This window comes from Streptomyces sp. NPDC048353 (assembly GCF_055587165.1).
Genome location: NZ_JBVJGU010000002.1, coordinates 529,606 through 554,761 on the forward strand (window position 1 = coordinate 529,606; position 25,156 = coordinate 554,761).

Consider the following 25,156-nt stretch of genomic DNA (forward strand, 5'->3'; position numbering starts at 1 on the left):
GGAGACGATCGGCGCGGACCGGGCGGGAGACGCCGGTCCCGGGGCGGGCGCGGGCGGCCGCGGGCCGCTCGTGCTCGGGGTGCGGCACCACGGCCCCGGGTCCGCGCGAGCGGTGCGGGCCGTGCTCGACGCGGAGCGGCCCGCCGCCGTCCTCGTCGAAGGACCGCCCGAGGCCGACGGGCTGCTCGCGCTCGCCGCCGACGAGGCCATGCGGCCGCCCGTCGCCCTCCTCGCCCACGCCGTGGACGACCCCGGCCGGGCCGCCTTCTGGCCGCTGGCGGAGTTCTCGCCCGAGTGGGTGGCGATCCGCTGGGCGCTGTCCCACGGCGCCGCCGTCCGGTTCATCGACCTGCCCGCCACCCACACCCTGGCCGCCGACCCCACCTGGGGCGACGGCGAAGGGGACGACGAGGCCGACCGGCAGGTGCGCATCGACCCGGTCGCCGAACTGGCCGACGCCGCCGGGTACGACGACCCCGAGCGCTGGTGGGAGGACGTCGTCGAGCACCGCACCGCGGCCGCCCCCGCCGACCCGACGGCCCCGTTCACCGCCCTCGCCGAGGCCATGGGCGCGCTGCGCGAGGCGTACGGCGACGGGGGCGACGCCCGCGACCTCGTACGCGAGGCGCATATGCGGCTCCAGCTCAGGTCCGCCCGCAGGGAGTTCGGCGACGGCATCGCCGTCGTCTGCGGTGCCTGGCACGTCCCCGCCCTTACCCGGAAGGCCACCGCCACCGCGGACCGCGCCCTCCTCAAGGGACTGCCCAAGGTCAAGACCGAGATGACGTGGGTGCCCTGGACCCACCGCCGCCTCGCCCGCCGCTCCGGGTACGGCGCGGGCATCGACTCGCCCGGCTGGTACGCCCATCTCTTCGCCGCCCCCGACCGGCCGGTCGAACGCTGGATGACCCGGGTCGCCCGCCTCCTGCGGGAGGAGGACCAGCCGGTCTCCTCCGCCCATGTCATCGAGGCCGTGCGGCTCGCGCAGACCCTCGCGGCGATGCGCGGCCGGCCCCTCGCGGGGCTCGGCGAGACCACCGACGCCGTACGGGCCGTGATGTGCGACGGCTCCGACGTCCCCCTCGGCCTCGTGCGCGACCGCCTCGTCGTCGGGGACGTCCTCGGCCAGGTCCCGGCCGACGCCCCCGCCGTACCCCTCCAGCGGGACCTCGCCCGCCTCCAGCGCGGCCTGCGGCTCAGACCCGAGGCGTCGGAGCGCGAGCTGGACCTGGACCTGCGGAAGGAGAACGACGCGGCCCGCAGCCGGCTGCTGCACCGGCTGACACTGCTCGGCGTCCGCTGGGGCGAGCCGGTCGCCGGACGGGGCGGCACCGGCACGTTCCGGGAGAGCTGGCGGCTGCGCTGGCAGCCCGAGCTGTACGTCCAAGTCGCCGAGGCGGGCGTCTGGGGCACCACCGTCGCCGCCGCCGCCACCTCCAAGGCGGAGAGCCGCGCCCTGGAGACCACCGCCCTCGCCGACATCACCGCCCTCGCCGAGCGCTGCCTGCTCGCCGGGCTCGGCGACGCCCTGCCCACGGTCATGACGGCGCTCGCCGACCGGGCCGCACTGGACACCGACGTCGGCCACCTCGCCCAAGCCCTGCCCGCCCTCGCCCGGTCCCTCCGCTACGGAGACGTCCGCGCCACCGACACCACCGCGCTCGGCGAGGTCGCGGCCGGGCTCGCCGAACGGATCTGCGTCGGACTGCCCCCCGCCTGCACCGGCCTCGACGCCGACGCGGCCGCCGAGATGCGCGGCCACCTCGACGGCGTCCACGGCGCCCTCCGGCTCCTGCCGGACCGCGCCGGACTGCTCGACCGCTGGGCCGGGGTGCTGCGCCGGCTCGCCGACCGCGGCAGCGTGCCCGGCGCCCTCCGCGGCCGGTCGGCCCGGCTCCTCCTCGACGACGACCGCCTCGACGAGGACGAGACCGCCCGGCTCATGGGCCTCGCCCTCTCGCCCGGCACCCCGCCCGCCGACGCGGCCGCCTGGATCGAGGGCTTCGTCGGCGGAGCCTCCGGAGGCGGCATGCTCCTCGTCCACGACCAGCGGCTCCTCGCCCTCGTCGACGACTGGCTGACCGCGGTCCCCGGGGACGCCTTCACCGACGTCCTGCCGCTCCTGCGCCGCACTTTCTCCGCCTACGAACCGGGGGTCCGGCGCACGCTCGGCGAGCTGGTCGCGCGCGGCCCGTCCACCACCACGCCCCGCCCGGACGCCGGCACCCCCGGCTTCGCCACCGGGCTCGACGAGGAGCGCGCCGACGGCGTGCTCCCTGTCCTGCGGCTGCTCCTCGGCGACGCCGCACCACTGCTGGGCGACGCCCGCGGACCGCTGCTCGGCGGGGCCGCACCGTCGTCCGGTGACGCCGGACGGCCCCTGCGCGGCCCTGGCACATCCGAACGCCCGAAAGCCGCCGAGGAGGTCGGCCGATGACCATGAGCGGACACGACGAAAGACTGCGGCGCTGGCGCATGGTCCTCGGTGGGGGAGAGGCGGACGGCACCGGATGTTCCCTCGGCGGGACGGACGCGGCGATGGACGGCGCGCTGACCGCCCTCTACGGACAAGGACCGAAACCGTCCGCACCGGGGCCGTCCGGCGGACGAGAGCGCTCCGCCGGTCTCGGCGGCTCGGCCCCTTCGGTCGCCCGCTGGCTCGGGGACATCCGTACGTACTTCCCCAGCCCCGTCGTCCAGGTCATGCAGCGGGACGCCATCGACCGGCTCGGCCTGTCCACCCTCCTCCTGGAGCCCGAGATGCTGGAGGCCGTCGAGGCCGACGTCCATCTCGTCGGCACCCTGCTCTCCCTCCACAAGGCCATGCCGGAGACCACCAAGGAGACGGCTCGAGCGGTCGTCCGCAAGGTCGTCGACGACCTGGAGAAGCGCCTCGCCACCCGCACCCGCGCCGCCCTCACCGGCGCGCTCGACCGGTCGGCCCGCATCAGCAGGCCCCGGCACCGGGACATCGACTGGGACCGCACCATCCGCGCCAACCTCAAGAACTACCTGCCCGACCGCCGCACGGTCGTCCCCGAGCGGCTCATCGGCCACGGCCGCTCCGCGCGCTCGGTGCAGAAGGACGTCGTCCTCTGCATCGACCAGTCGGGCTCGATGGCGGCGTCGGTCGTCTACGCCTCGGTGTTCGGCGCGGTCCTCGCCTCGATGCGGTCGATCGCGACCCGGCTCGTCGTCTTCGACACGGCGGTCGTCGACCTGACCGACCGGCTCGACGACCCGGTCGACGTCCTCTTCGGCACCCGGCTCGGCGGCGGCACCGACATCAACCGCGCCCTCGCCTACTGCCAGTCGAGGATCACCCGGCCCGCCGACACCGTCGTCGTCCTCATCAGCGATCTGTACGAAGGAGGGATCCGCGACGAGATGCTCAAGCGGGTCGCGGCGATGAAGACCGCCGGGGTGCAGTTCGTGACGCTGCTCGCGCTCTCCGACGAGGGCGCTCCGGCCTACGACCGCGAGCACGCGGCCGCCCTCGCGGCGCTCGGCGCCCCCGCCTTCGCCTGCACCCCCGACCTCTTCCCGGAGGTGATGGCGGCGGCGATCGAGAAACGCCCCCTCCCGCAGCCCGACCCGGCCGCCCCGCGATGACCGCCCTGCGATGACCACCCTCGCGCCGCGCCCCGCTCCGGTGCGGAATCCGTCGCCGCGCCGCCGTCCCACCGGCCCGGCGCACCCCACTGAGGCCCATGTCACAGGGCGCGTCTCAGGCCCCTCACCCCGCGGGCGGGCGCGTCGTGAGGCCGGGGAAGCCCGGGCCCTGCCTGCCACTTGGGCCCCGCGGCCCCCACCCCGTACCCCTACGGACCGCCCCGTGCCCCCTACGTTCTGTGACCCGTATCACCGCTCCGGTGTGATCTGCGATTTAGGGACCCACGTCCCTCGGGGATAACCTGCGAGACGGACATGCCGCGTCCACGGACACCGTGTACGCCTCCCTTGTGACAGCGCAGTCACGTTGCCCTTCGCGGCACGCCCACGCAGACAACGAACCGCGATCATCAGAAAAGGGACGGACGCGCGTGGACCTGTTCGAGTACCAGGCGAGGGACCTCTTCGCCAAGCACGGTGTACCGGTGCTGGCCGGTGAAGTCATCGACACGCCTGAGGCGGCGCGCGAGGCCACCGAGCGTCTTGGCGGCAAGTCGGTCGTCAAGGCGCAGGTGAAGGTCGGCGGCCGCGGCAAGGCCGGCGGCGTGAAGCTGGCCTCCACCCCGGACGAGGCCGTCGCCCGCGCGACGGACATCCTCGGGATGGACATCAAGGGCCACACGGTCCACAAGGTGATGATCGCGGAGACCGCTCCGGAAATCCTCGAGGAGTACTACGTCTCGTACCTCCTCGACCGCACCAACCGCACCTTCCTGGCCATGGCCTCGGTGCAGGGCGGCATGGACATCGAGGAGGTCGCGGAGAAGACCCCCGAGGCCCTCGCGAAGGTCCCGGTCGACTCCAACACCGGTGTGACCATCGAGAAGGCCCGCGAGATCGTCGCCCAGGCGAAGTTCCCGGCCGAGGTCGCCGAGAAGGTCGCCGAGGTCCTCGTGACCCTCTGGGAGACCTTCGTCGCCGAGGACGCGCTCCTCGTCGAGGTCAACCCGCTGGCCAAGGTCGCCTCCGGCGACATCCTGGCCCTGGACGGCAAGGTGTCTCTCGACGAGAACGCCGACTTCCGTCAGCCCGGGCACGAGGCGCTCGAGGACAAGGCCGCAGCCAACCCGCTCGAGGCTGCTGCCAAGGCCAAGAACCTCAACTACGTCAAGCTCGACGGCGAGGTCGGCATCATCGGCAACGGCGCCGGCCTGGTCATGTCGACCCTGGACGTCGTCGCGTACGCCGGTGAGAACCACGGCGGCGTGAAGCCGGCCAACTTCCTCGACATCGGCGGCGGCGCCTCCGCCGAGGTCATGGCGAACGGCCTGGAGATCATCCTGGGCGACCCGGACGTCAAGTCCGTGTTCGTCAACGTCTTCGGTGGCATCACCGCCTGTGACGAGGTCGCCAACGGCATCGTCCAGGCGCTGGAGCTCCTGAAGAGCAAGGGCGAAGAGGTCACCAAGCCGCTGGTCGTGCGCCTCGACGGCAACAACGCGGAGCTGGGTCGCAAGATCCTGTCGGACGCGAACCACCCGCTCGTGCAGCGCGTGGACACCATGGACGGCGCGGCCGACAAGGCCGCCGAGCTCGCGGCTGCGAAGTAAGGGACGAGGTCAAGCACACCATGGCTATCTTCCTCACCAAGGACAGCAAGGTCATCGTCCAGGGCATGACCGGTGCCACGGGCCTGAAGCACACCAAGCTCATGCTGGGTGACGGCACCAACATCGTCGGTGGCGTCAACCCGCGCAAGGCCGGCACCTCCGTCGACTTCGACGGCACCGAGGTCCCGGTCTTCGGCTCCGTCGCCGAGGCGATGGAGAAGACGGGCGCGAACGTCTCCGTCCTCTTCGTCCCGCCGGCCTTCGCCAAGGCCGCCGTGGTCGAGGCGATCGACGCCGAGATCCCGCTCGCGGTCGTCATCACCGAGGGCATCGCCGTCCACGACTCCGCCGCCTTCTGGGCGTACGCGCAGTCGAAGGGCAACAAGACCCGCATCATCGGCCCGAACTGCCCCGGTCTCATCACCCCGGGCCAGTCGAACGCCGGCATCATCCCGGGCGACATCACGAAGCCGGGCCGCATCGGCCTGGTCTCGAAGTCCGGCACGCTGACGTACCAGATGATGTACGAGCTCCGTGACATCGGCTTCTCCTCCGCCGTCGGCATCGGTGGCGACCCGGTCATCGGCACCACGCACATCGACGCCCTCGCGGCGTTCGAGGCGGACCCCGACACCGACCTGATCGTCATGATCGGCGAGATCGGCGGCGACGCCGAGGAGCGGGCGGCCGACTTCATCGCGAAGAACGTGACCAAGCCGGTCGTCGGCTACGTCGCGGGCTTCACCGCGCCCGAGGGCAAGACCATGGGCCACGCCGGCGCCATCGTCTCCGGCTCCTCCGGCACGGCGCAGGCGAAGAAGGAGGCCCTCGAGGCCGCCGGCGTCAAGGTCGGCAAGACGCCGACCGAGACGGCCAAGCTGGCGCGCGCCATCCTCGCGGGCTGAAGCGGAATCGTCTGAACCGCACAGGTGGGCCCCGCCCCCTCCCGGGAAACCGGGTGGGGGCGGGGCCCACTCGCGTACGGACCCACCGGACCCGCATGGCGCTGCCCTGCCGTGCCGCCGCCCCGAGTCGGCGGCAGCGCGAGGGCCGTCAGTGCGTGTCCGGGACCAGGCGTTCCGGACCGGGGTGGGGCAGGTCGCGGAGCTGCTCGCGCAGTTGCCGGTCCTGCGGGGTGAGCCTCGGTGAACCGGCGCTCGCCGGGACGCCGTTGACGGCCTCCCCCGGGGCCGGGACCGGAAGGTACTGCGTCGGCGCGGTGGCGGCCGTGAAGGCCGTCGCCCCGACGAGCACCGTCGTCACGCTCAACGCCGTCCTCGTCCACAGCCGTGTCCACCGCTCGCTCCTGGCCCGTAGGGCCTTCGCGGTCGGGAGCGTCGCCGTCGGCGCCTCCGCGACCAGCGCGCGCAGGCGGCGGTGCAGGACGTCGGGGTCGGCGAGCGCGGGGATCCGCTGCCCGATGACGGTACGGGCGTGCAGCAACCGGTTGGCTGCCGCGGGGGTGCTCGCCTCGGTCTCGGCGGCCGTGTCGGGCAGGTCGAGGCCGAGCCCGTCGTAGAGCAGGACGGTACGGCGGTACGACGGCGGCAGGTCGAGCAGCACCGCCAGCAGCGCCCGCCGGCCGGCCTCGATGGGCGGGCTGTCGGGGTGCTTGTGCCGGCGGCGGAACCGGTGCCAGGGGGAGAGCGCGTACTCGTACGCGACCACCCGCACCCAGCCGACCGGGTCCCGGTCGACGGCGACTTCGGGCCAGCGCTGCCAGGCGTGCTGGAAGGTGCGCTCGACCGACTCCCGCGCGAGCCGGCGGCGGCCGGTCAGCAGATAGGTCTGGTGGGCGAGGCCGGGGGCGGAGTAGGCGTAGAGCGCGTCGAAGGCCTCCGCGGGGGTGCGGAAGGGGTGGTGCTCCGCCCTCGCCACGCCGGCGTACGCGCCCGCGCCCGTGTCCCTGTGCACACCCGTACCTCCCTCCACGCCCGTGCCCGATTCCACGTACGGCTCCGTGCGCGTCTCTACGTACGGCTCCACGTACGGCTCCGTGCCCGTCTCCACGTACGGCTCCACGTACGGCTCCACGTACGGCTCCACGTGTGGCTCCGCGGCGGTCACCGGCGTCGCCGCCGGTTCCGCCTCCGGCTCGGGGGCCGGCGGGTCCTCCCGCCGTACGGACGGGGAGGGCTCGGGGGCCGCCTCCGACGCCGACTCCGGGTCCCGGGCCGGCTCGTCGTACGCGCCGAGGAGCTTCATGTACGCCTCCCGCTTCCGGCCACGGGGGGCGGTCCGGCCCGTCTCCCAGGACCGGACGGTGGCCCGAGTGACGCCCATGGCCTCCGCGAGCTGGTCCTCGCTCAGGGCCAGGGCCTCACGAAGTCTGCGCCGCTCCTTCGGGGAGGGCAGCGCGAGGGGCGCGGAAGAGGCGGTCCCCCGACTCGTCGGACTCATCGGTGTCGACCTCCCGCAGAGCTCCTGTGGGCGGAAAAGTACATAAACGTATATTGAGCGACACAACGGTCGTTTGCCCGTTACATCGCAAAAGCGCGTGTCGTTGGCAGCATGGGCGCGTGACCCACGTGACCGAGCACCCTCCGTTGCCGCCGGCCCCCCTGCCGCCGGCCGAGCCGCTGGTCCTCCGGGGCGGCCGTTCCACCGCCCTGGTCACCGCCGTCGTGCGCGGCGGTGTCGCGGCGGTGCTCGGCCTCGGTGGGCTGGCGGTGCTGGTCACGGCGGCATGGATCGGCTCCCCGTACCCGGACAGCGGTCCCGGCGGGGCGCTGCACATGGCCGCGGGGCTCTGGCTGCTGGCCCACGGCGCCGATCTGGTGCGCACCGAGACGCTCTCGGGGGTGCCCGCACCGCTCGGCCTCTCGCCCCTGCTGCTCATGGTCCTCCCCGGCTGGCTGGCGCACCGCGCGGCCCGGGACACGCTGGAGGCGGACGACGGGCGGCCGATGCCGTCGACGGGCGCCGCCGTGACGGCGGTCTGCTCGGGGTATCTGCTGGTCGCGGCCTGCGTCGCCGCCTACGCCGCGCGGGGCCCGCTGCCCGCCGACCCGATCTCGACCGCGGTATGGCTGCCCGCGGTCGTGGCGGCGGCGGCCGGCCTCGGCGTCTGGACGGCGAACGGGCGGCCGCTGCCCCGGCGCGAGCAGGCGGCCGTCGGCCTGCGGGCGGGCGGGCTGGCGGCGGTGACCCTGCTCGGCGGGGGCGCGATCCTGGCCGGCGTCGCGCTGAGCCGGAACGCGGCCGAGGTGCAGACGTCCTTCACCGGACTCGCGGGAGAGTGGTCGGGCCGGTCCGGGCTGCTGCTCCTGACCCTCGCGCTGCTGCCCAACACCGCCGTGTGGGGTGCGGCGTACGGGCTGGGGCCGGGATTCGCCCTCGGTACGGGGGCCATGGCGACCCCTCTCGGTCTCACCGGCGACGCGGCCGTCCCGGCCTTCCCACTCCTCGCCGCGCTGCCCGCCGAAGGCCCAGGCGCGTGGCCCCACCGGGCCGCCGCGGCCGTCCCGCTGGTGGCGGCTCTCGTGCTGGGGTGGTGGGCGGGACGGTCCGCGCGGCTGTGGACGGGCCGGGAGGCGGCGCTGACCGCGCTGGTCGCCGCCGGGGTGTGCGGGGTGGCGCTGGCGGTGCTCGCGGCCGCCGCCGGAGGGCCGCTGGGGTCCGGCCGGCTGTCGGCGTTCGGTCCGGTGTGGTGGCGGACGGGGGCCGCGGCGGCGCTGTGGAGCGCGGTGGTGGGGGTGCCGACGGCGTTGACGGTACGGGCCTGGGCGCGGCGCGGCCTGCATCGGCCCGCCCCCGCTTCCCAGGCGGCGGGCTCGGTCGGGGCGGTGACCGGCGCGGAGGGCCTTCCGGCAGCGGACCGCCAGGAGGCGGATCTCCTCGTCGGGGCGCCGGAGGACGAGGACGACTGCGGCTTCGACGCGTACGACTTCCTGACGACGGGATGGGAACCGGCCCCGGCGCTTCCGCCGACCGCGCCCCTGCCGCCGCCGTTGCCTCCGCTGCCGCCGTTCCCCCCGACGGCGCCGCCGCGCCCCGTCGCCCCACCGGACGCACCCGCCCCGGCAGCCCGCCCGAAGCCCGACCAGCCCGAAGGCCCCGACCGCGAGCGCCCCGACCGCGAAGGCCCCGACGGCGAGGGCCCCGACGGCGAGGGTCCCGAGCCGAAGCCGGAGCCCTAGGCCGGAGCCTTAGCCCGGAGCCCCAAGCCGGGGCCCCAAGCCGGGTTTCGAACGTCCCGTCCGGCCGCTACTCCCGTACGCCGAAGACGTCCCGCAGGGGCTCCGGCAGCAGGTCGTTGCAGGCGAGCTGGCCCGACTTGGTCAGGGCGTCGTCGGCGCAGGTGTAGAAGTCGCGGTAGACGAGCTGGAGCGCGAAGCCGCCCGCGACGATCAGCAGGGAGAGCACCCCGGCGACCAGACCGCTGATCGCGGCCGTCCGCTGGGCGCGGGCCGGTCCCGGCCGGGACGCCGTGCCGCTCGCCCCGCCGGCAGCGGAAGCACCCGAGCCCCAGCCCGGACCCTCCGAAGCCGAACCCGCCGCACCCGAAGCGGTCGCCCCGGTCGCCCCGGTCACGTCCGAGCCGGAGGCCCCCCGCACCATGGACGCGGCCGACGGCGCGGACGGGTCGCCGGCCGTCGGCGTCCTCGGCTTGGTGCGCAGGGCGCTGCCGCCCCAGTACAGGGCCAGGGCGCCCAGCAGCAGGGCGAGCTCGCGGATCTCGAAAATCGCGAAGAAGAACGCCCACATGCCCGCGAGGAGCGCGTACCGCGCCCGCCGCTGCGCCGGGTCCTTCGGGTCCCACTTCATGCCGGGGCCCTTGCTCTGGTCGGGGCCGCCCTCGCCGGACGGGCGCTCCGGCCGGCGGCCCCAGCCGTCGGTGGAGCGGCCGGGCTGGCGGCTGCTCCAGCGGCCGGGGGAGGAACCGGACGGCTCGGACGACGAGTCGTCGTCCGAGCCCTCCGGCCGCCGCGGCTGCCACGGCTGGTCCGGCTGCCCCTCGGGCGGCGGCGCGAACGGATTGTTGTCGTCCGTGGACTTGCGGTCCGGCATCTGCTGAACGTCTTCCCTCTGTCGTCGCAACTGCGGTCTCACGTGCTGTCTCAACGGGTGCCTATCTGGCGTCGAACCCAGACGCTACCCCGCGGCCACGCCCCCGTCCCGTGGGGGCCGTCCGGTGTGCCGGTATCGTTGCTGACGGTCGGGCCATTCGTAGGGTTCCCCGTATCGAGGGCCGCGATTCGTTCGTACGACCGTACAAACACCACGGAAAGAGTGCTCAGTGGCCGCCGCCCGTCTCGTCGTCCTGGTCTCCGGGTCCGGCACCAACCTCCAGGCCCTCCTCGACGCCATCGCCGCCGACCCCGAGGGCTACGGCGCCGAGATCGTCGCGGTCGGCGCGGACCGCGACGGCATCGCCGGTCTGGAGCGCGCCGAGCGGGCCGGACTGCCCACCTTCGTGTGCCGGGTCAAGGACCACGCCTCCCGCGACGAGTGGGACCGCGCGCTCACCGAGGCCACCGCCGCCCACGAGCCCGACCTCGTCGTCTCGGCCGGATTCATGAAGATCGTCGGCAAGGTGTTCCTCGCCCGCTTCGGCGGCCGGGTCGTCAACACCCACCCGGCGCTCCTCCCCAGTTTTCCCGGTGCCCACGGGGTGCGGGACGCCCTCGCGTACGGCGCGAAGGTCACCGGATGCACCGTTCACTTCGTCGACGACGGCGTCGACACCGGCCCGATCATTGCCCAGGGCGTGGTCGAGGTCCGGGACGAGGACGATGAAGCCGCTCTCCATGAGCGCATCAAGGAAGTCGAGCGTTCGCTGCTCGTCGAGGTCGTGGGGCGTCTGGCCCGGCACGGCTACCGCATTGAGGGACGAAAGGTAACAATCCCGTGACCGCCGAAGGTACGAAGCGGCCCATCAGCCGAGCACTCGTCAGCGTCTACGACAAGACCGGCCTCGAGGAGCTGGCCCGCGGCCTGCACGAGGCGGGTGTCTCCCTCGTCTCCACCGGCTCCACCGCCTCGAAGATCGCCGCGGCCGGCGTCCCGGTCACCAAGGTCGAGGAGCTCACCGGCTTCCCCGAGTGCCTGGACGGGCGCGTCAAGACCCTCCACCCGCGCGTGCACGCCGGCATCCTCGCCGACCTGCGCCTGGAGGACCACCGTGCCCAGCTCGCCGAGCTGGGCGTGGAGCCCTTCGACCTGGTGGTCGTGAACCTGTACCCGTTCAAGGAGACCGTCGCCTCCGGCGCCACCCCGGACGAGTGCGTCGAGCAGATCGACATCGGCGGCCCCTCGATGGTCCGCGCCGCCGCCAAGAACCACCCCTCCGTCGCGGTCGTCACCAGCCCGGCGCGGTACCCCGACGTCCTCGCGGCGGCCAAGAGCGGCGGCTTCGACCTGGCCACGCGCAAGCGTCTGGCGGGCGAGGCCTTCCGGCACACGGCCGCCTACGACGTGGCCGTCGCCTCCTGGTTCGCCGACGACTACGCCGCCGCCGACGACAGCGGCTTCCCGGACTTCCTGGGCGCCACGTACGAGCGGAACAACGTGCTGCGCTACGGCGAGAACCCGCACCAGGGCGCCGCGCTCTACGTCGACGGCACCGGCGGCCTCGCGCAGGCCGAGCAGCTGCACGGCAAGGAGATGTCGTACAACAACTACACGGACACCGACGCCGCGCGCCGGGCCGCGTACGACCACGCCGAGCCGTGCGTCGCGATCATCAAGCACGCCAATCCGTGCGGCATCGCGATCGGCGCCGACGTCGCCGAGGCGCACCGCAGGGCCCACGCCTGCGACCCGCTGTCGGCGTTCGGCGGCGTGATCGCCGTGAACCGTCCGGTGTCCGTGGCGATGGCCGAGCAGGTCGCCGAGATCTTCACCGAGGTCATCGTCGCGCCCGGCTACGAGGACGGCGCCGTCGAGGTCCTGGCCAGGAAGAAGAACATCCGCGTGCTGCGCGCCGAGGGCGCCCCGGCCGCTCCGGTCGAGGTCAAGCCGATCGACGGCGGTGCGCTGCTGCAGGTCACCGACCGGCTCCAGGCCGACGGCGACCGGCCGGAGAACTGGACGCTGGCGACCGGCGAGGCGCTCTCCGCCGAGGAGCTGGCGGAGCTCGCCTTCGCCTGGAGGGCCTGCCGCGCGGTCAAGTCCAACGCGATCCTCCTCGCCAAGGACGGCGCCTCCGTCGGCGTCGGCATGGGCCAGGTCAACCGCGTCGACTCCGCGAAGCTCGCGGTCGAGCGCGCGGGCGAGGAGCGGGCGCGCGGCGCGTACGCCGCCTCGGACGCGTTCTTCCCCTTCCCCGACGGCCTGGAGATTCTCACGGCGGCCGGCGTGAAGGCGGTCGTGCAGCCGGGCGGCTCGGTCCGCGACGAGCAGGTCGTCGAGGCGGCGGAGAAGGCCGGCGTGACGATGTACTTCACGGGCACGCGCCACTTCTTCCACTGAGCGATGAGCGGTGCACCTTCGCCGAGCGGCGAGCGGTGAACCTCGGCTGAGCGATGAGCGGTGCGCGGTGAACGGACGGCCCGCCGGTACGTGACGTACCGGCGGGCCGCCCGCGTTTCCGGTCCGGGGGGCGGCCCGCGGCCCTCTGGTCTAATGGATTGCTCTTTTGTCGGCGGCTCTAGGTGGGGGCGCGGTGTTGGATGTACAGAACGGGGTGGCCGAGACGGCCGCCCCGGAGACGGGCCGTGCCGGACCGCCGCAGAGCGCGCCCGCCGTGGTGCCCCTGCGCCCCTACGCGCTCCTCGCGGCAGCGCTGTGCGCCCTCTACTTCCTCTACTCCTGGGTGCAGTACGAGCGGTTCCGCACCCCCTCCTGGGACCTCGGGATCTTCGAGCAGTCCGTCCGGGCCTACGCCGAGTTCCGCGCGCCGATAGTCGACATCAAGGGCCCCGGCTTCCTCATACTCGGGGACCACTTCAGTCCCGTCACCGCCCTGCTGGCGCCCCTGTACTGGATCTGGTCCTCCCCCCTCGCGCTCCTCTTCGCCCAGGCCGCGCTCTTCGCCGCCTCCGCCGTCGTCGTCGGGCGCACCGCCCAGCAGGTGCTCGGCAGCCGTGCCGCCGGCATCGGGCTCGCCGTCGCCTACGGCCTGTCCTGGGGCCTCCAGGAAGCGGTCAAGTCCGACTTCCACGAGATCGCCTTCGCCGTCCCGCTGCTCGCCCTGACCTGCCGGGCCCTGCTGCTGGGCCGGTGGACCGCCGCCGCGGCCTGGTCCGCCCCCCTCGTCCTGGTCAAGGAGGACATGGGGCTCACCGTCGCCATGGTCGGCGCGGTCCTCTTCCTCCGCGGCAGCCGCCGCTTGGGCGCCGCCCTCGCCGGCTTCGGCGTCGCCGCCTTCGCCCTGACGGTCCTGGTCCTGATCCCGGCCGCGAGCCGCGTCGGCCAGTACGACTACTGGGCCAAGATCGAGAAGTCGAGCGGGGGAGCGGACGTCTCCTTCGCCCAGGCGCTCCTCACCTCCCTCGGCGCCGGCGAGAAGTGGGAGATGCTCTTCTTCCTCGTCGGCATCACCGGCTTCCTCGCCCTGCGCTCCCCGCTGATGCTGATCGTGCTGCCCACCCTCGGCTGGCGCTTCCTCTCCCAGGACCCGAACCACTGGGGGATGCTCTGGCACTACAGCGCCATCCTGATGCCGGTCGTCTTCCTCGCCCTGGTCGACGCGGTCCGGGCCGTCCGCGGCTCGACGCGCGGCTGGCTCGTCTCGTACGGGAAGGTCGTCGTCCCGGTCGTCACGGCCGTCTCCGTCGTGGTCGCCCTCGACCTGCCGCTGCGGGAGCTGCTGCGCCCGGAGACGTACCGCACGGACACCCGGACGCTGGAGGCCCGCAAGGCGGTGGACGCGGTGCCCGAGGGGGCGAGCGTGGAGACGAACGTGCCGCTCATGGCACACCTCACCGCCGACCGCACGGTCTACTGGGTGGGCGGAGCACAGGGGGTCAGCCCGGACTACCTGGCGTTCGACCTCGACTCCGGCTGGTCGCAGCCGGTGACGGACCCGGTCGGTCTCGCTTCCTCGCTCCACCCGGGGGCGCGGTACGAGGTGTCGTTCCAGGCGGGGCAGTTCGTGGTGCTGCGCCGCACGTGAGCCCCCCGGCCGCCGGACCGGCCGCCGCACCGCCCGGCCGTGCGCGTGTCGTTTGCGAGCAGGAACGGCGAACGGCGGGCGAAGGGCCCGGTGGACGCGGAAGGGCCCCCGGTCCGTGAACCGGGGGCCCTTCCACGTGCGGGGCAGCGGCGGCGGTCAGCCGTTCTGCTTGATGACGACCGTGCTGCACACCTTGTCGGAGAAGGTCTGCTTCTTCGCGTCCCAGATCGGCCACAGGTAGCCGATGTAGCAGGCGATGCCGTCGAGGAAGTGCGCCAGCTGCCGGACGAACGCCATGCCGAAGCCCAGCGGAGCGCCGTCGGCCTCGCGCAGCGTCCGGGTGCCGACCGCGCGCTTGCCGATGGTCTGGCCCGTGGAGCCTTCCTTGTAGATCTGGAAGAAGAACATGAAGATCAGGTAGACGAACCCGATCAGGCCGAGGACCGTGGCCAGACCGCTGGACTCGCTGCCGCCGACCGCCGCGCCGATGCCGGACAGCAGATAGAACGGGCCGACCACGATGACGGTGTCGATCAGCCGGGACAGGACGCGCCAGCCCCAGTGCGCCAGCGGCGGCATGCCGCCGTAACCCATCGGCGCCTGCCCCATCTGCGGGGCCTGCGGGTACGCGCCGTACGGCGAGGGCTGGGCGGGCTGCTGGGGGTAGCCGTACTGCGGCGGCACACCCTGCGGCGGAACGCCCTGGGGGGCCTGCTGGGGGTAGCCGTAGCCCGGCTGGCCCTGGGGCGGCTGCTGGGGCTGCTGGCCGTACGGGTTGTTCGGGTCGCCGAAGCTCATGACGGGGTTTCCTCCGTGGGGGTGATGCGGGGACGGTGCGGTCCGAGCGGAGGAACATCACAAAGCTGAGCGGTCCGCCCCCCTGCGCTGCCGCGGCACTGCGCGGATCATCGTCGTCGCAACGTCGACTTTTTGTCCAGTCGGAATACACGGGAGTTGTGCGAATGCAACCTCATGATCGGTACCGGAGGTTCGGCGGCCGGGTCCGTCACCGGTGAATTGGAACAAGGGAGGGGTCATCCGGGAGGATGGCCGCATGAGCGCCCAGATTCTCGATGGCAAGGCCACCGCAGCCGCGATCAAGTCCGATCTGACCGCCCGGGTGGCGGTGCTGAAGGAGCGGGGGGTCACCCCCGGCCTCGGCACGATCCTGGTCGGCGACGACCCGGGCAGCCAGAAGTACGTCGCGGGCAAGCACCGCGACTGCGCGCAGGTCGGCATCGCCTCCATCCAGCGCGAACTGCCCGCCACCGCCACCCAGGACGAGATCGAGGCCGTCGTACGGGAGCTCAACGACGACCCGGCGTGCACGGGCTACATCGTCCAGCTCCCGCTGCCCAAGGGCATCGACGAGAACCGCATCCTGGAGCTGATGGACCCGGCGAAGGACGCGGACGGGCTGCACCCGATGAACCTCGGGCGCCTCGTGCTGAACGAGCCCGCGCCGCTGCCCTGCACGCCGAACGGCATCATCACGCTGCTGCGCCGGCACGGCGTGGAGATCAAGGGCGCCGAGGTCGTGGTCGTCGGGCGCGGTGTCACGATCGGCCGTCCGATGCCGCTGATCCTGACCCGCCGCTCGGAGAACGCGACCGTGACGCAGTGCCACACGGGGACGAAGGACCTGGCCGCGCACCTGCGGCGGGCCGACGTCATCGTCGCGGCGGCCGGCGTGGGGCACCTCATCAAGCCGGAGGACGTGAAGCCGGGCGCGGCCGTGCTCGACGTCGGCGTCTCGCGCGACGGCGAGGGCAAGATCGTCGGCGACGTGGACCCGGGCGTGGCCGAGGTCGCCGGCTGGATCTCCCCGAACCCGGGCGGCGTGGGCCCGATGACCCGGGCGCAGCTCCTGGTCAACGTCGTCGAGGCCGCCGAGCGCGCGGCCGCGGCCCTCTGACGATGACCGCCGCCCGCACACCCGCCCCGGACGGGCCCCCGGCCTCGGCCCGGGACGAGGCCCCGGACAGGCCCGAGGCCCCGCCCGCGGGCCGGGCCCCCGCAGCCGACGGCCCGGCCACGGCTGCCGCCGGCAGCGAGAAGCCGGCCGGACCCGCTGGCGGCGAGAAGCCGGCCGCCCCCGAGGCGCAGGAGACGGCCGGACCCGCCGAGGGCACGAAGACGCCCGGACCCGAGGCGCAGGAGGCGGCCGGACCCGCAGGCCCCGAAGCGGCCGAGACCGAGGGCACGGAGACGCCCGCCACCGAGGCGGCGGAGCCGGCCGGACCCGCCGAGGGCACGAAGACGTCCGGACCCGAGGCGACGGAGCCGGCCGGACCCGCAGGCCCCGAAGCGGCCGAGACCGAGGGCGCCGCCGGCGCCACGGCCGGGGGCGGCGACCAGACCACCGCCGGCGACGAGACCACCGCCGGCGCCGAGACCACCGCCGGCGCCGAGACCACCGCCGGCGCCGAGGGGACCGCCGCCGGAGGCAGGACGCGGCGGCCGCCCGCCATGACCACCGACACCGCCCGGCCCGAGGGCGGCGGGCGGGCCGCGCCCGGGGACGCCCCCGCGCCGGCCCGTCAGTGGCCGCTGCTCACGGTCCTCGGTGTCGCCGCGCTCGGCCTGCTCGTCGTCGGGACCGAGCTGTTCCCGCAGTCGTCCCGCATCGGCACCATCCTCGTCGGCGCCGCCCTGCTCACGGGCGCCGCCCTCCGCCGCGCGCTGCCCTCCGTCGGCATGCTGGCCGTCCGCTCCCGGTTCACCGACATGGTCACGTACGGCCTGATGGGCACCCTCATCGTGCTGCTGGCGCTCATGGTGCAGCCGGGCCCCTGGCTGAAGATCCCGTTCCTGGAGGACATCCTCCATCTGACGATCACCTAGGCCCCAGGCCCCACGGCCCGGACCACCGGTACGACAGACGACGGCGCCCGTCCTCTCCCCCGAGGGAGGACGGGCGCCGTCTGTGATCAAGGGTCATGTACGTGCCAAGGGTGCTTCAAGAGCAGCCCGGGCCCTGTGGCACGGAGGTGACCATTCCGGTACGTCCGGCACGCGAACCGGATCGGCTCGTGAACCGGAGCGCCCGTGGGCCGGGTGTCCGCGCGGCCCCGGCGGGCCGACACGACCGGGTGGCAGTGAGCCGGACCACAAGGGGTCGGGGATTGACCGGGGCCCGGGTCGGATAGCCTGACCGCTGGATATCTCTTCACGTCGAGACACCGATCGATCAAGAGAGGTATCCGACACCAGGGGCAGGGACCCCCACCGCCAGCTGTCTTACGGAGATCGCCATGACCCGCACTCCCGTGAATGTCACCGTGACCGGCGCGGCCGGCCAGATCGGCTACGCGCTGCTCTTCCGCATCGCCTCCGGCCACCTGCTCGGCGCGGACGTGCCGGTCAAGCTGCGCCTCCTCGAGATCCCGCAGGGCGTCAAGGCCGCCGAGGGCACCGCCATGGAGCTCGACGACTGCGCCTTCCCGCTGCTCAAGGGCATCGACATCTTCGACGAGCCGAACCAGGGCTTCGAGGGTGCCAACGTGGCCCTCCTCGTCGGCGCCCGCCCCCGCACCAAGGGCATGGAGCGCGGCGACCTGCTCGCGGCCAACGGCGGCATCTTCAAGCCGCAGGGCAAGGCCATCAACGACCACGCCGCGGACGACATCAAGGTCCTCGTCGTCGGCAACCCGGCCAACACCAACGCCCTGATCGCCCAGGCGGCGGCCCCGGACGTCCCGGCCGAGCGCTTCACCGCGATGACCCGCCTGGACCACAACCGCGCGCTCTCGCAGCTGGCGGCGAAGACCGGCGCCTCCGTCGAGGACATCAAGCGCCTCACCATCTGGGGCAACCACTCGGCGACCCAGTACCCGGACATCTTCCACGCGGAGATCGCCGGCAAGAACGCCGCCGAGGTCGTCGCCGACGAGCAGTGGCTGGCCGACACCTTCATCCCGACCGTCGCCAAGCGCGGCGCCGCGATCATCGAGGCCCGTGGCGCCTCCTCGGCCGCCTCGGCCGCCAACGCCGCCATCGACCACGTCCACACCTGGGTCAACGGCACCGCCGCGGGCGACTGGACCTCCATGGGCATCCCGTCGGACGGCTCGTACGGCGTGCCGGAGGGCCTCATCTCCTCCTTCCCCGTCACCTGCAAGGACGGGAAGTACGAGATCGTCCAGGGCCTGGACATCAACGAGTTCTCCCGCACCCGCATCGACGCCTCGGTCCAGGAGCTGGCCGAGGAGCGCGACGCGGTGCGCGAGCTGGGCCTCATCTGAGTCCACGCACCTCGCACCACCACGGCGCCCCCGGCCCTCACGGCCGGGGGCGCCGTGCCGTTCCCGCTCACGCCCCGGCCCGCCCGCGCCCGCCCCTCAGGGCCACGGGTCACGTCCCGTACGGTGCGCGGCTCACTTCCCGTACTGGCCGGGCGTGTAGTGGCCCGGCGTCATCCGGGTGGCGACGCCGATGCGGTTCCAGGCGTTGATGACGGCGATCGCGGCGATGACCCGGGCGAGTTCGGTCTCGTCGAACCGCTCCGCCGCCCGCGCGTACACCTCGTCGGAGACGAAGCCGTCGGTGAGGACGGTGACGGCCTCGGTCAGCGCCAGCGCGGCGAGTTCGCGCTCGGTGTAGAAGTGGCGCGACTCCTCCCAGGCGGACAGCTGGACGATCCGCTCGACCGACTCGCCCGCCGCGAGCGCGTCCTTGGCGTGCATGTCGACGCAGAACGCGCAGTGGTTGATCTGCGAGGCGCGGATCTTGATCAGATGGAAGAGGGTGGGGTCCAGCCCCTGCGCGGCGGCCGCGTCGAGCCGGACCATCGCCCGGTGGAACTCCGGGACCCGCTCGGCGAGCGAGAGCCGGGGCGCGTGCTCGTGGGCGTACTCGGTCTGCGCGGAGTCGTGTGTCATCGAGGTCGTCATACCGTCACCGTACGAGCGGGGTGGCCGGGGAGTATGGTCCATTTCCATGGCGGAAGACCGGGCCACTTTCGGTGCCGACCTGCATCTGGAACTCCGTGGCGGCACGCTGCGCACGGGGCTGATGGACGCCCTGCGGGAGGCGATCCGCAGCGGCAGACTGGAGGCGGGCGTACGGCTCCCCTCGTCGCGTGCGCTCGCCGTCGACCTCGGGGTGGCCCGCAACACCGTCGCCGACGCCTACGCCGAACTGGTCGCCGAGGGCTGGCTCACGGCCCGGCAGGGCTCCGGGACGAGGGTGGCCCGGCGGTCCGTCCCCCGCCGCCCGCCCGCCCCCGGCGCTCGCCCCGGCGCCGCCCGGACGCCCGCCGTCCGGCCGCCCACCGCCCGGCCGACGTACAGCCTGAAGCCCGGCGTGCCCGATCTCGCCTCCTTCCCCCGCGCCGAGTGGCTCAAGGCCTCCCGGCGGGCCCTGACGGCCGCGCCGAACGAGGCGTTCGGCTACGGCGACCCGCGCGGGCGGATCGAGCTGCGGACGGTGCTCGCCGAGTACCTCGCCCGGGCCCGCGGGGTGTACGCCCGGCCCGAGCGGATCGTCGTCTGCTCCGGGTTCGTGCACGGCCTGATGCTCATGGGGCAGGTGCTGCGCGCCCGGCAGGTGCGGGCCGTCGCGGTCGAGTCGTACGGACTCGACGTGCACGGGGACCTGCTGACCGGCGCGGGACTGCGGCTCCCGGCGCTCCCGTTCGACGAACGGGGCACCAGGACCGAGGAGCTGGCGGCGATGAAGGACGTCGGCGCGGTCCTGCTGACCGCCGCCCACCAGTTCCCGCTCGGCGGGGCGCTCACGCCCGACCGGCGCGCCGCCGTCGTCGACTGGGCGCGGGCCTCGGGCGGGCTCGTCCTGGAGGACGACTACGACGGCGAGTTCCGCTACGACCGCCAGCCCGTCGGCGCGCTCCAGGGCCTCGACCCCGAGCGGGTGGTCTACCTGGGCACGTCGAGCAAGTCCCTCGCCCCCGGCCTGCGCCTGGCGTGGATGGTGCTGCCGGAGGGCCTGGTCGACGAGGTGGTGGCCGCCAAGGGGGCCGTCGACTGGGTGTCCAGCTCGCTGGAGCAGCTGACGTTCGCGGAGTTCCTGGCCTCCGGGGCGTACGACCGGCACGTCAGGGCCATGCGGCTGCGCTACCGCCGGCGCCGCGACCAGCTGGTGGAGGCGGTGGCCGCGCACTCCCCGGCCACGCGGGTGAGCGGCATCGCGGCCGGCCTTCACGCGGTCCTCGAACTCCCCCCGGGCTCCGAGCCCGACGTCCTGCGCTCGGCCGCCTGGCAGGGCCTCGCCCTGCTGGGCGTCGACCGCTTCCGCCACCCCGAGGTCACCCCGACCCTGGACGGCCTGGTCGTCGGCTACGCGACCCCGCCGGACAGCGCCTGGGCGGGCGCGCTGGCCGCGCTCTCCCGGGTGCTTCCCTAGGGGGCCTAGGGGGATGCCGTAAGGGGTGGGCGGAGCCGGTGTGGAGGGTTTCGGACGCGGGCCTAGACTGTGCGGTCGCGACAGGCGACGGGGAGGACGGACATGCGCAGGCTGAGGTCGAGCACGGTGGTGCTCGGCGGTATGGGGGTGCTCGCGGCGACGATCACCTCCTGTGGATCGGAACCGGACAAGCGGTGCGTGGACCCGCTGACCCGGGAGAAGCTGCCCAGCTACGAGTGCGACGGAGGCAGCGGCGGCACCACCCGCGGCACGTACTACTACGGCGGCAGCGTCAGCAGCGGCAAGGTCAGCGGCGGCAGCTTCGACAAGACCGCCGTCGACTCCGGCGGCTTCGGCTGCTCCGGCTCGGGCGGCGGCTGACCCGGCCCCATGGAACGGCACACCATCGAACCCCGGCCGGACTGGCAGCGGACCGTGGAGGAGCAGGGGCTCGTCTACCCCCTGACCCGCTACCCCGACGGCTCCCTGCGCCCCTACTGGGACGAGAGCGCGTACTACTCCTTCACCCTGCCCGAGGTCGAGGCCCTGGAGGAGGTCGTCGAGGAGCTGCACGCCATGTGCCTGGCGGCGGCGGCCCACATCGTCGAGAAGAACCGTTTCGCCGATCTGGGGATGACCGACCCGCGCCTGATCGCCCTCGTCGCGGAGTCCTGGCGCCGCCGCGCCGAACTCCCCTCCCTCTACGGCCGTTTCGACCTGCGCTACGACGGCACGGGCCCGGCGAAGATGCTGGAGTACAACGCCGACACCCCCACCTCCCTCGTGGAGGCGGCGAGCCCGCAGTGGTTCTGGATGGAGGAGCGCTTCCCCGGCGCCGACCAGTGGAACTCCCTCCACGAGCGGCTCGTCGACGCCTGGAAGCGGCAGGCGTCCCTGCTGCCGCCCGGCAGCCCGGTGCACTTCGTCCACTCCGACGGGGACGAACTGGGCGAGGACCTGATGACGGTCGCGTACCTGCGCGAGACCGCCCAGCAGGCGGGGCTCGATACCGAGGCCCTGTCCGTCGAACGTATCGGCTGGGACCGGCTGTCGGGCCGCTTCGTCGACGACCGGCTCCGCTTCATCCGCAGCTGCTTCAAGCTCTACCCGTGGGAGTGGCTGACCACCGACCGCTTCGGCCCCTACGTCCTCGACACCCTCGACAACGGCGGCGGCACGGGCAGCACCTGCTGGATCGAGCCCGCCTGGAAGATGCTGCTGTCCAACAAGGCGCTGCTCGCGGTCCTGTGGGAGCTGTACCCGGGGCACCCGAACCTGCTGCCGGCGTATCTCGACGGACCCCGCGAACTGGCCGCGGACGGCGGCTACGTCGCCAAGCCGCTCCTCGGCCGGGAGGGCGCGGGCGTCACGATCCACGAGCCCGGCGCCCCGCCCGCCGTCCGCGAGGACCCCTGCTGCTACCAGGGACTCGCCGCGCTGCCCGACTTCGACGGCAACCGGGTCGTGCTCGGCGCGTGGGTCGTCGAGGACGAGGCGGCGGGGCTCGGCATCCGCGAGTCGGCGGGCCTGGTGACGGACGAGTACGCCCGCTTCCTGCCGCACGTCATCCTCTGACCCGTCCGACGCACCCGCCACCGGAGCCGTACGACCGCAGCCGTACGACTTTGCCGGTCACCGGAGCCGTCCGACCCTGCCGCTCACCGGAGTCGTACGGCACCCGCTCCCGGCGGATGCCGTACGACGCTCCGGCTCCGGGCCGCTCGGCTCGGCTCAGCCCGACAGGACCGCCCGCAGCTGCTCCAGACCCCAGTCCAGGTCCTCCTTGCCGATCACCAGCGGCGGAGCGATCCGGATCGTCGAACCGTGCGTGTCCTTCACCAGCACCCCCCGCTCCAGCAGCTTCTCCGAGATCTCCCGGCCCGTGCCCAGGGACGGATGGACGTCCACCCCCGCCCACAGCCCGCGCCCGCGCACCGCGTCCACCGCGCCGCCGCCCACCAGCAGCCCCAGCTCGGCGTGGAGGTGCTCGCCCAGCTCGGCCGCGCGCTGCTGGTACTCGCCCGTCCGCAGCATCGCCACCACCTCCAGGGCCACCGCGCACGCCAGCGGATTGCCGCCGAACGTCGAGCCGTGCTCACCCGGCCGGAACACCCCGAGCACCGAACGGTCCGCCACCACCGCCGAGACCGGGACGACACCGCCGCCGAGCGCCTTGCCCAGGAGGTACACGTCCGGCACCACGTCCTCGTGCTCGCAGGCGAACGTCCGCCCCGTCCTGCCGAGCCCCGACTGGATCTCGTCCACGATGAACAGCACGTTCCGCGAGCGGGTCAACTCCCGCACCCCGCGCAGATATCCGGCCGGCGGGACCAGCACCCCCGCCTCGCCCTGGATCGGCTCCAGGAGCACCGCGACGGTGTGGGCGGTGACCGCCGCCTCCATCGCCGTCAGATCCCCGTACGGCACGATCTCGAACCCGGGGGTGTACGGGCCGTAGTGGTCCCGCGCCTCGTGGTCCGTGGAGAAGCTGACGATCGTCGTCGTACGGCCGTGGAAGTTGTTCGCCGCGACCACGATCTTCGCGTGCCCGTCCGGCACGCCCTTCACCTCGTACCCCCACTTCCGCGCGGTCTTCACGGCCGTCTCGACCGCCTCCGCGCCCGTGTTCATCGGCAGGACCATCTCCTTGCCGCACAGCTCCGCGAGGCCCGCGCAGAACTCCGCGAACCGGTCGTGGTGGAACGCCCGTGACGTGAGCGTCACCCGCTCCAGCTGGGCCCGCGCGGCGTCGATCAGCCGGCGGTTGCCGTGCCCGAAGTTGAGCGCCGAGTATCCGGCGAGCATGTCGAGATAGCGGCGTCCCTCCACATCGGTCATCCACGCGCCGTCCGCCGAGGCGATGACGACGGGCAGGGGGTGGTAGTTGTGTGCGCTGTGCGCCTCCGCGGAAGCGATCGCGTCTTGCGTCCTCGACACGGGGTCTCCGTTCGTCCTGCGGCCCGGGGGTGGGTGTGCCCCTTTCTTATCGTCGCTCGGATGCCGGACGAGGAAACCTGCCCGACGGCGCGCCCGCTACGCTCGGGGCACGCGCGGCGACTGGCGTACGGGGAAGCGACCCCGGTGGATCCGCGCGCGGCAGACACACGAGGTGCCGCCCGCCTGGGCACCACGGGAACCGACCCTTCCCGTGTGGCGCCGCGCGTCGCCGCGGCGCCCCGGGACCGCCGAACGCCCCGGAGGAACGCCGTGAACGCACACTCCCCGCACCCCGCCCTCGCCGCCGCCGACCCCGAACTCGCCGCGCTCGTCGGCGCCGAGGAGCGCCTGCAGGCCGAGACCCTGCGGCTCATCCCCAGCGAGAACTACGTCTCCCCGGCCGTGCTCGAGGCCTCGGGCACCGTCCTGCAGAACAAGTACAGCGAGGGCTACCCCGGCCGCCGCTACTACGAGGGCCAGCAGAACATCGACCCCGTCGAGACCCTGGCCGTCGAGCGCGCCAAGGCCCTCTTCGGCGCCGACCACGCCAACGTCCAGCCCTACTCCGGCTCCCCGGCCAACCTCGCCGTCCACCTCGCCTTCGCCGCGCCCGGCGACACCGTCATGGGCATGGCCCTGCCGATGGGCGGCCACCTCACCCACGGGTGGGGCGTCTCCGCGACCGGGAAGTGGTTCCGGGGCGTGCAGTACGGCGTACGCCGGGACACCGGGCTCGTCGACTTCGACGAGGTCCGGGAGCTCGCCCTCAAGGAGCGCCCCAAGCTGATCTTCTGCGGCGGCACGGCGCTGCCCCGCACCATCGACTTCGCCGCCTTCGGCGAGATCGCCCGCGAGGCCGGCGCGGTGCTCGTCGCCGACGTCGCCCACATCGCGGGGCTCATCGCGGGCGGCGCGCACCCCTCTCCGGTGCCGCACGTCGACGTGGTCTCCACGACCACCCACAAGACGCTGCGCGGCCCGCGCGGCGCCATGCTGCTGTCCCGCGAGGAGCACGCCAAGGCCCTCGACAAGGCGGTCTTCCCCGGCCTCCAGGGCGGCCCGCACAACCAGACCACCGCCGCCATCGCCGTCGCCCTGCGCGAGGCCGCCCGGCCGTCCTTCCGCGACTACGCGCACGCGGTCGTCGCGAACGCCGGGGCCCTCGCCGACGCGCTGCTCGCCCGCGGCTTCGACCTGGTCTCCGGGGGCACCGACAACCACCTGATCCTGATGGACCTGACCTCCCGGGACGTCCCCGGCAAGATCGCCGCCAAGGCCCTCGACCGGGCCGGGATCGTCGTCAACCACAACACCGTTCCCTACGACCCCAGGAAGCCCTTCGACCCCTCCGGCATCCGGATCGGCACCCCCTCGCTCACCTCCCGGGGCCTCGGCACGGAGCACATGGCGCGGGTCGCCGCCTGGATCGACCGCGGGGTCGCGGCGGCCGGCTCCGGTGACGAGGACGCCCTGCGCGCGATCCGTGCCGAGGTCGCCGAACTGATGGCCGCCCACCCGGCCCCCGGCCTCCCGGTCTGACCCACGGACGCCGGGACCGGCGGGGGACTCGGCGCGA

20 protein-coding genes and 1 riboswitch are annotated in these 25,156 nt (G+C 73.6%); of the genes, 15 read left to right on the forward strand and 5 right to left on the reverse strand.

Going from position 1 to position 25,156, the window contains the following annotated elements; translation table 11 throughout:
- Positions 1-7 precede the first annotated feature (7 nt).
- The 4 genes from ACZ6RC_RS07825 to sucD all read left to right on the forward strand — a co-directional run bounded on the left by ACZ6RC_RS07825 (position 8) and on the right by sucD (position 6,127).
- On the forward strand, positions 8-2,437 hold the full coding sequence (locus ACZ6RC_RS07825; protein ID WP_469580794.1) for a DUF5682 family protein: 2,430 nt from the start codon (positions 8-10) through the stop codon (positions 2,435-2,437).
- Positions 2,438-2,439: 2 nt separating this feature from the next.
- The gene (locus tag ACZ6RC_RS07830) at positions 2,440-3,612 is read left to right on the forward strand and encodes a VWA domain-containing protein (protein WP_469580797.1); all 1,173 of its coding nucleotides are present in this window, start codon (positions 2,440-2,442) and stop codon (positions 3,610-3,612) included.
- Positions 3,613-4,043: 431 nt separating this feature from the next.
- Entirely contained in the window at positions 4,044-5,222 is a 1,179-nt protein-coding gene (gene sucC / locus ACZ6RC_RS07835; protein ID WP_469579968.1) for an ADP-forming succinate--CoA ligase subunit beta, read from the forward strand.
- 20 nt (positions 5,223-5,242) lie between these two features.
- Positions 5,243-6,127: a succinate--CoA ligase subunit alpha gene (gene sucD, locus ACZ6RC_RS07840; RefSeq protein WP_391139622.1), complete on the forward strand. Its 885-nt coding sequence runs from the start codon at positions 5,243-5,245 to the stop codon at positions 6,125-6,127.
- A gap of 148 nt (positions 6,128-6,275) precedes the next feature.
- Here sucD and ACZ6RC_RS07845 read toward each other — a convergent pair whose 3' ends face one another.
- Positions 6,276-7,622 carry a helix-turn-helix domain-containing protein gene (locus tag ACZ6RC_RS07845; protein ID WP_469579971.1) on the reverse strand — a complete coding sequence of 449 codons (1,347 nt, stop codon included), beginning with the start codon at positions 7,620-7,622 and terminating at the stop codon, positions 6,276-6,278.
- Positions 7,623-7,741: 119 nt separating this feature from the next.
- Between ACZ6RC_RS07845 and ACZ6RC_RS07850 the strand changes: the two genes are divergently transcribed.
- The gene (locus ACZ6RC_RS07850) at positions 7,742-9,361 is read left to right on the forward strand and encodes a cell division protein PerM (RefSeq protein ID WP_469579972.1); all 1,620 of its coding nucleotides are present in this window, start codon (positions 7,742-7,744) and stop codon (positions 9,359-9,361) included.
- Positions 9,362-9,428: 67 nt separating this feature from the next.
- On the opposite strand, the gene ACZ6RC_RS07855 is transcribed toward ACZ6RC_RS07850, so the two are convergent.
- On the reverse strand, positions 9,429-10,232 hold the full coding sequence (locus tag ACZ6RC_RS07855) for a hypothetical protein (protein WP_391139619.1): 804 nt from the start codon (positions 10,230-10,232) through the stop codon (positions 9,429-9,431).
- A gap of 229 nt (positions 10,233-10,461) precedes the next feature.
- Here ACZ6RC_RS07855 and purN point away from each other — a divergent pair, with 229 nt between their 5' ends.
- The 3 genes from purN (at position 10,462) to ACZ6RC_RS07870 (ending at position 14,280) form a co-directional block, all read left to right on the forward strand.
- Positions 10,462-11,076, forward strand: a complete 615-nt coding sequence (purN, locus tag ACZ6RC_RS07860; protein ID WP_391139618.1) for a phosphoribosylglycinamide formyltransferase — start codon at positions 10,462-10,464, stop codon at positions 11,074-11,076.
- Positions 11,073-12,635 (forward strand): bifunctional phosphoribosylaminoimidazolecarboxamide formyltransferase/IMP cyclohydrolase, encoded by a 1,563-nt coding sequence (gene purH / locus ACZ6RC_RS07865; protein ID WP_469579975.1) that lies wholly within the window; start codon positions 11,073-11,075, stop codon positions 12,633-12,635. The genes purN and purH overlap by 4 nt, the downstream gene beginning before the upstream one ends.
- Positions 12,636-12,828: 193 nt before the next feature.
- Positions 12,829-14,280 carry a DUF2079 domain-containing protein gene (locus ACZ6RC_RS07870; RefSeq protein WP_469579977.1) on the forward strand — a complete coding sequence of 484 codons (1,452 nt, stop codon included), beginning with the start codon at positions 12,829-12,831 and terminating at the stop codon, positions 14,278-14,280.
- 156 nt (positions 14,281-14,436) lie between these two features.
- On the opposite strand, the gene ACZ6RC_RS07875 is transcribed toward ACZ6RC_RS07870, so the two are convergent.
- Positions 14,437-15,078, reverse strand: a complete 642-nt coding sequence (locus tag ACZ6RC_RS07875) for an RDD family protein (protein ID WP_391139615.1) — start codon at positions 15,076-15,078, stop codon at positions 14,437-14,439.
- Between the two features lie 256 nt (positions 15,079-15,334).
- On the opposite strand from ACZ6RC_RS07875, the gene ACZ6RC_RS07880 reads away from it, so the two are divergent.
- The 3 genes from ACZ6RC_RS07880 to ACZ6RC_RS07890 all read left to right on the forward strand — a co-directional run bounded on the left by ACZ6RC_RS07880 (position 15,335) and on the right by ACZ6RC_RS07890 (position 18,524).
- A complete protein-coding gene (locus tag ACZ6RC_RS07880) occupies positions 15,335-16,195 on the forward strand; it encodes a bifunctional methylenetetrahydrofolate dehydrogenase/methenyltetrahydrofolate cyclohydrolase (protein WP_391139614.1) in 861 nt (286 codons plus the stop codon).
- Between the two features lie 2 nt (positions 16,196-16,197).
- Positions 16,198-17,124 (forward strand): DUF3017 domain-containing protein, encoded by a 927-nt coding sequence (locus ACZ6RC_RS07885; RefSeq protein ID WP_469579979.1) that lies wholly within the window; start codon positions 16,198-16,200, stop codon positions 17,122-17,124.
- A gap of 410 nt (positions 17,125-17,534) precedes the next feature.
- Positions 17,535-18,524, forward strand: coding sequence for a malate dehydrogenase (locus ACZ6RC_RS07890; protein WP_391139612.1), 990 nt, complete (start codon positions 17,535-17,537; stop codon positions 18,522-18,524).
- A 132-nt stretch (positions 18,525-18,656) separates the two neighbouring features.
- Here ACZ6RC_RS07890 and ACZ6RC_RS07895 read toward each other — a convergent pair whose 3' ends face one another.
- Positions 18,657-19,172: a carboxymuconolactone decarboxylase family protein gene (locus ACZ6RC_RS07895; RefSeq protein ID WP_391139611.1), complete on the reverse strand. Its 516-nt coding sequence runs from the start codon at positions 19,170-19,172 to the stop codon at positions 18,657-18,659.
- Between the two features lie 46 nt (positions 19,173-19,218).
- Here ACZ6RC_RS07895 and pdxR point away from each other — a divergent pair, with 46 nt between their 5' ends.
- From pdxR to ACZ6RC_RS07910, 3 genes are all read left to right on the forward strand, one after another.
- Entirely contained in the window at positions 19,219-20,643 is a 1,425-nt protein-coding gene (pdxR, locus tag ACZ6RC_RS07900) for a MocR-like pyridoxine biosynthesis transcription factor PdxR (protein ID WP_469579982.1), read from the forward strand.
- Positions 20,644-20,745: 102 nt separating this feature from the next.
- A complete protein-coding gene (locus tag ACZ6RC_RS07905; protein WP_453613096.1) occupies positions 20,746-21,024 on the forward strand; it encodes a hypothetical protein in 279 nt (92 codons plus the stop codon).
- A gap of 9 nt (positions 21,025-21,033) precedes the next feature.
- Positions 21,034-22,218 carry a glutathionylspermidine synthase family protein gene (locus ACZ6RC_RS07910; protein ID WP_453613099.1) on the forward strand — a complete coding sequence of 395 codons (1,185 nt, stop codon included), beginning with the start codon at positions 21,034-21,036 and terminating at the stop codon, positions 22,216-22,218.
- Positions 22,219-22,374: 156 nt separating this feature from the next.
- Here the strand turns inward: ACZ6RC_RS07910 and rocD are convergent, their stop codons facing one another.
- A complete protein-coding gene (gene rocD / locus ACZ6RC_RS07915; RefSeq protein WP_469579984.1) occupies positions 22,375-23,580 on the reverse strand; it encodes an ornithine--oxo-acid transaminase in 1,206 nt (401 codons plus the stop codon).
- 106 nt (positions 23,581-23,686) lie between these two features.
- Positions 23,687-23,776, forward strand: a riboswitch (ZMP/ZTP riboswitch).
- A gap of 74 nt (positions 23,777-23,850) precedes the next feature.
- Here rocD and ACZ6RC_RS07920 point away from each other — a divergent pair.
- Complete coding sequence (locus ACZ6RC_RS07920; RefSeq protein ID WP_391139606.1) at positions 23,851-25,119, forward strand: serine hydroxymethyltransferase; 1,269 nt, start codon at positions 23,851-23,853, stop codon at positions 25,117-25,119.
- Positions 25,120-25,156 lie beyond the last annotated feature (37 nt).

Coding starts and splice junctions, on each gene's coding strand:
- ACZ6RC_RS07830 (WP_469580797.1), top strand. CDS start 2,440: ATGAGCGGACACGACGAAAGACTGCGGCGCTGGCGCATGGTCCTCGGT.
- sucD (WP_391139622.1), top strand. CDS start 5,243: ATGGCTATCTTCCTCACCAAGGACAGCAAGGTCATCGTCCAGGGCATG.
- ACZ6RC_RS07845 (WP_469579971.1), bottom strand. CDS start 7,622: ATGAGTCCGACGAGTCGGGGGACCGCCTCTTCCGCGCCCCTCGCGCTG.
- ACZ6RC_RS07855 (WP_391139619.1), bottom strand. CDS start 10,232: ATGCCGGACCGCAAGTCCACGGACGACAACAATCCGTTCGCGCCGCCG.
- ACZ6RC_RS07875 (WP_391139615.1), bottom strand. CDS start 15,078: ATGAGCTTCGGCGACCCGAACAACCCGTACGGCCAGCAGCCCCAGCAG.
- ACZ6RC_RS07880 (WP_391139614.1), top strand. CDS start 15,335: ATGAGCGCCCAGATTCTCGATGGCAAGGCCACCGCAGCCGCGATCAAG.
- ACZ6RC_RS07885 (WP_469579979.1), top strand. CDS start 16,198: ATGACCGCCGCCCGCACACCCGCCCCGGACGGGCCCCCGGCCTCGGCC.
- ACZ6RC_RS07890 (WP_391139612.1), top strand. CDS start 17,535: ATGACCCGCACTCCCGTGAATGTCACCGTGACCGGCGCGGCCGGCCAG.
- ACZ6RC_RS07895 (WP_391139611.1), bottom strand. CDS start 19,172: ATGACGACCTCGATGACACACGACTCCGCGCAGACCGAGTACGCCCAC.
- pdxR (WP_469579982.1), top strand. CDS start 19,219: ATGGCGGAAGACCGGGCCACTTTCGGTGCCGACCTGCATCTGGAACTC.
- ACZ6RC_RS07905 (WP_453613096.1), top strand. CDS start 20,746: ATGCGCAGGCTGAGGTCGAGCACGGTGGTGCTCGGCGGTATGGGGGTG.
- ACZ6RC_RS07910 (WP_453613099.1), top strand. CDS start 21,034: ATGGAACGGCACACCATCGAACCCCGGCCGGACTGGCAGCGGACCGTG.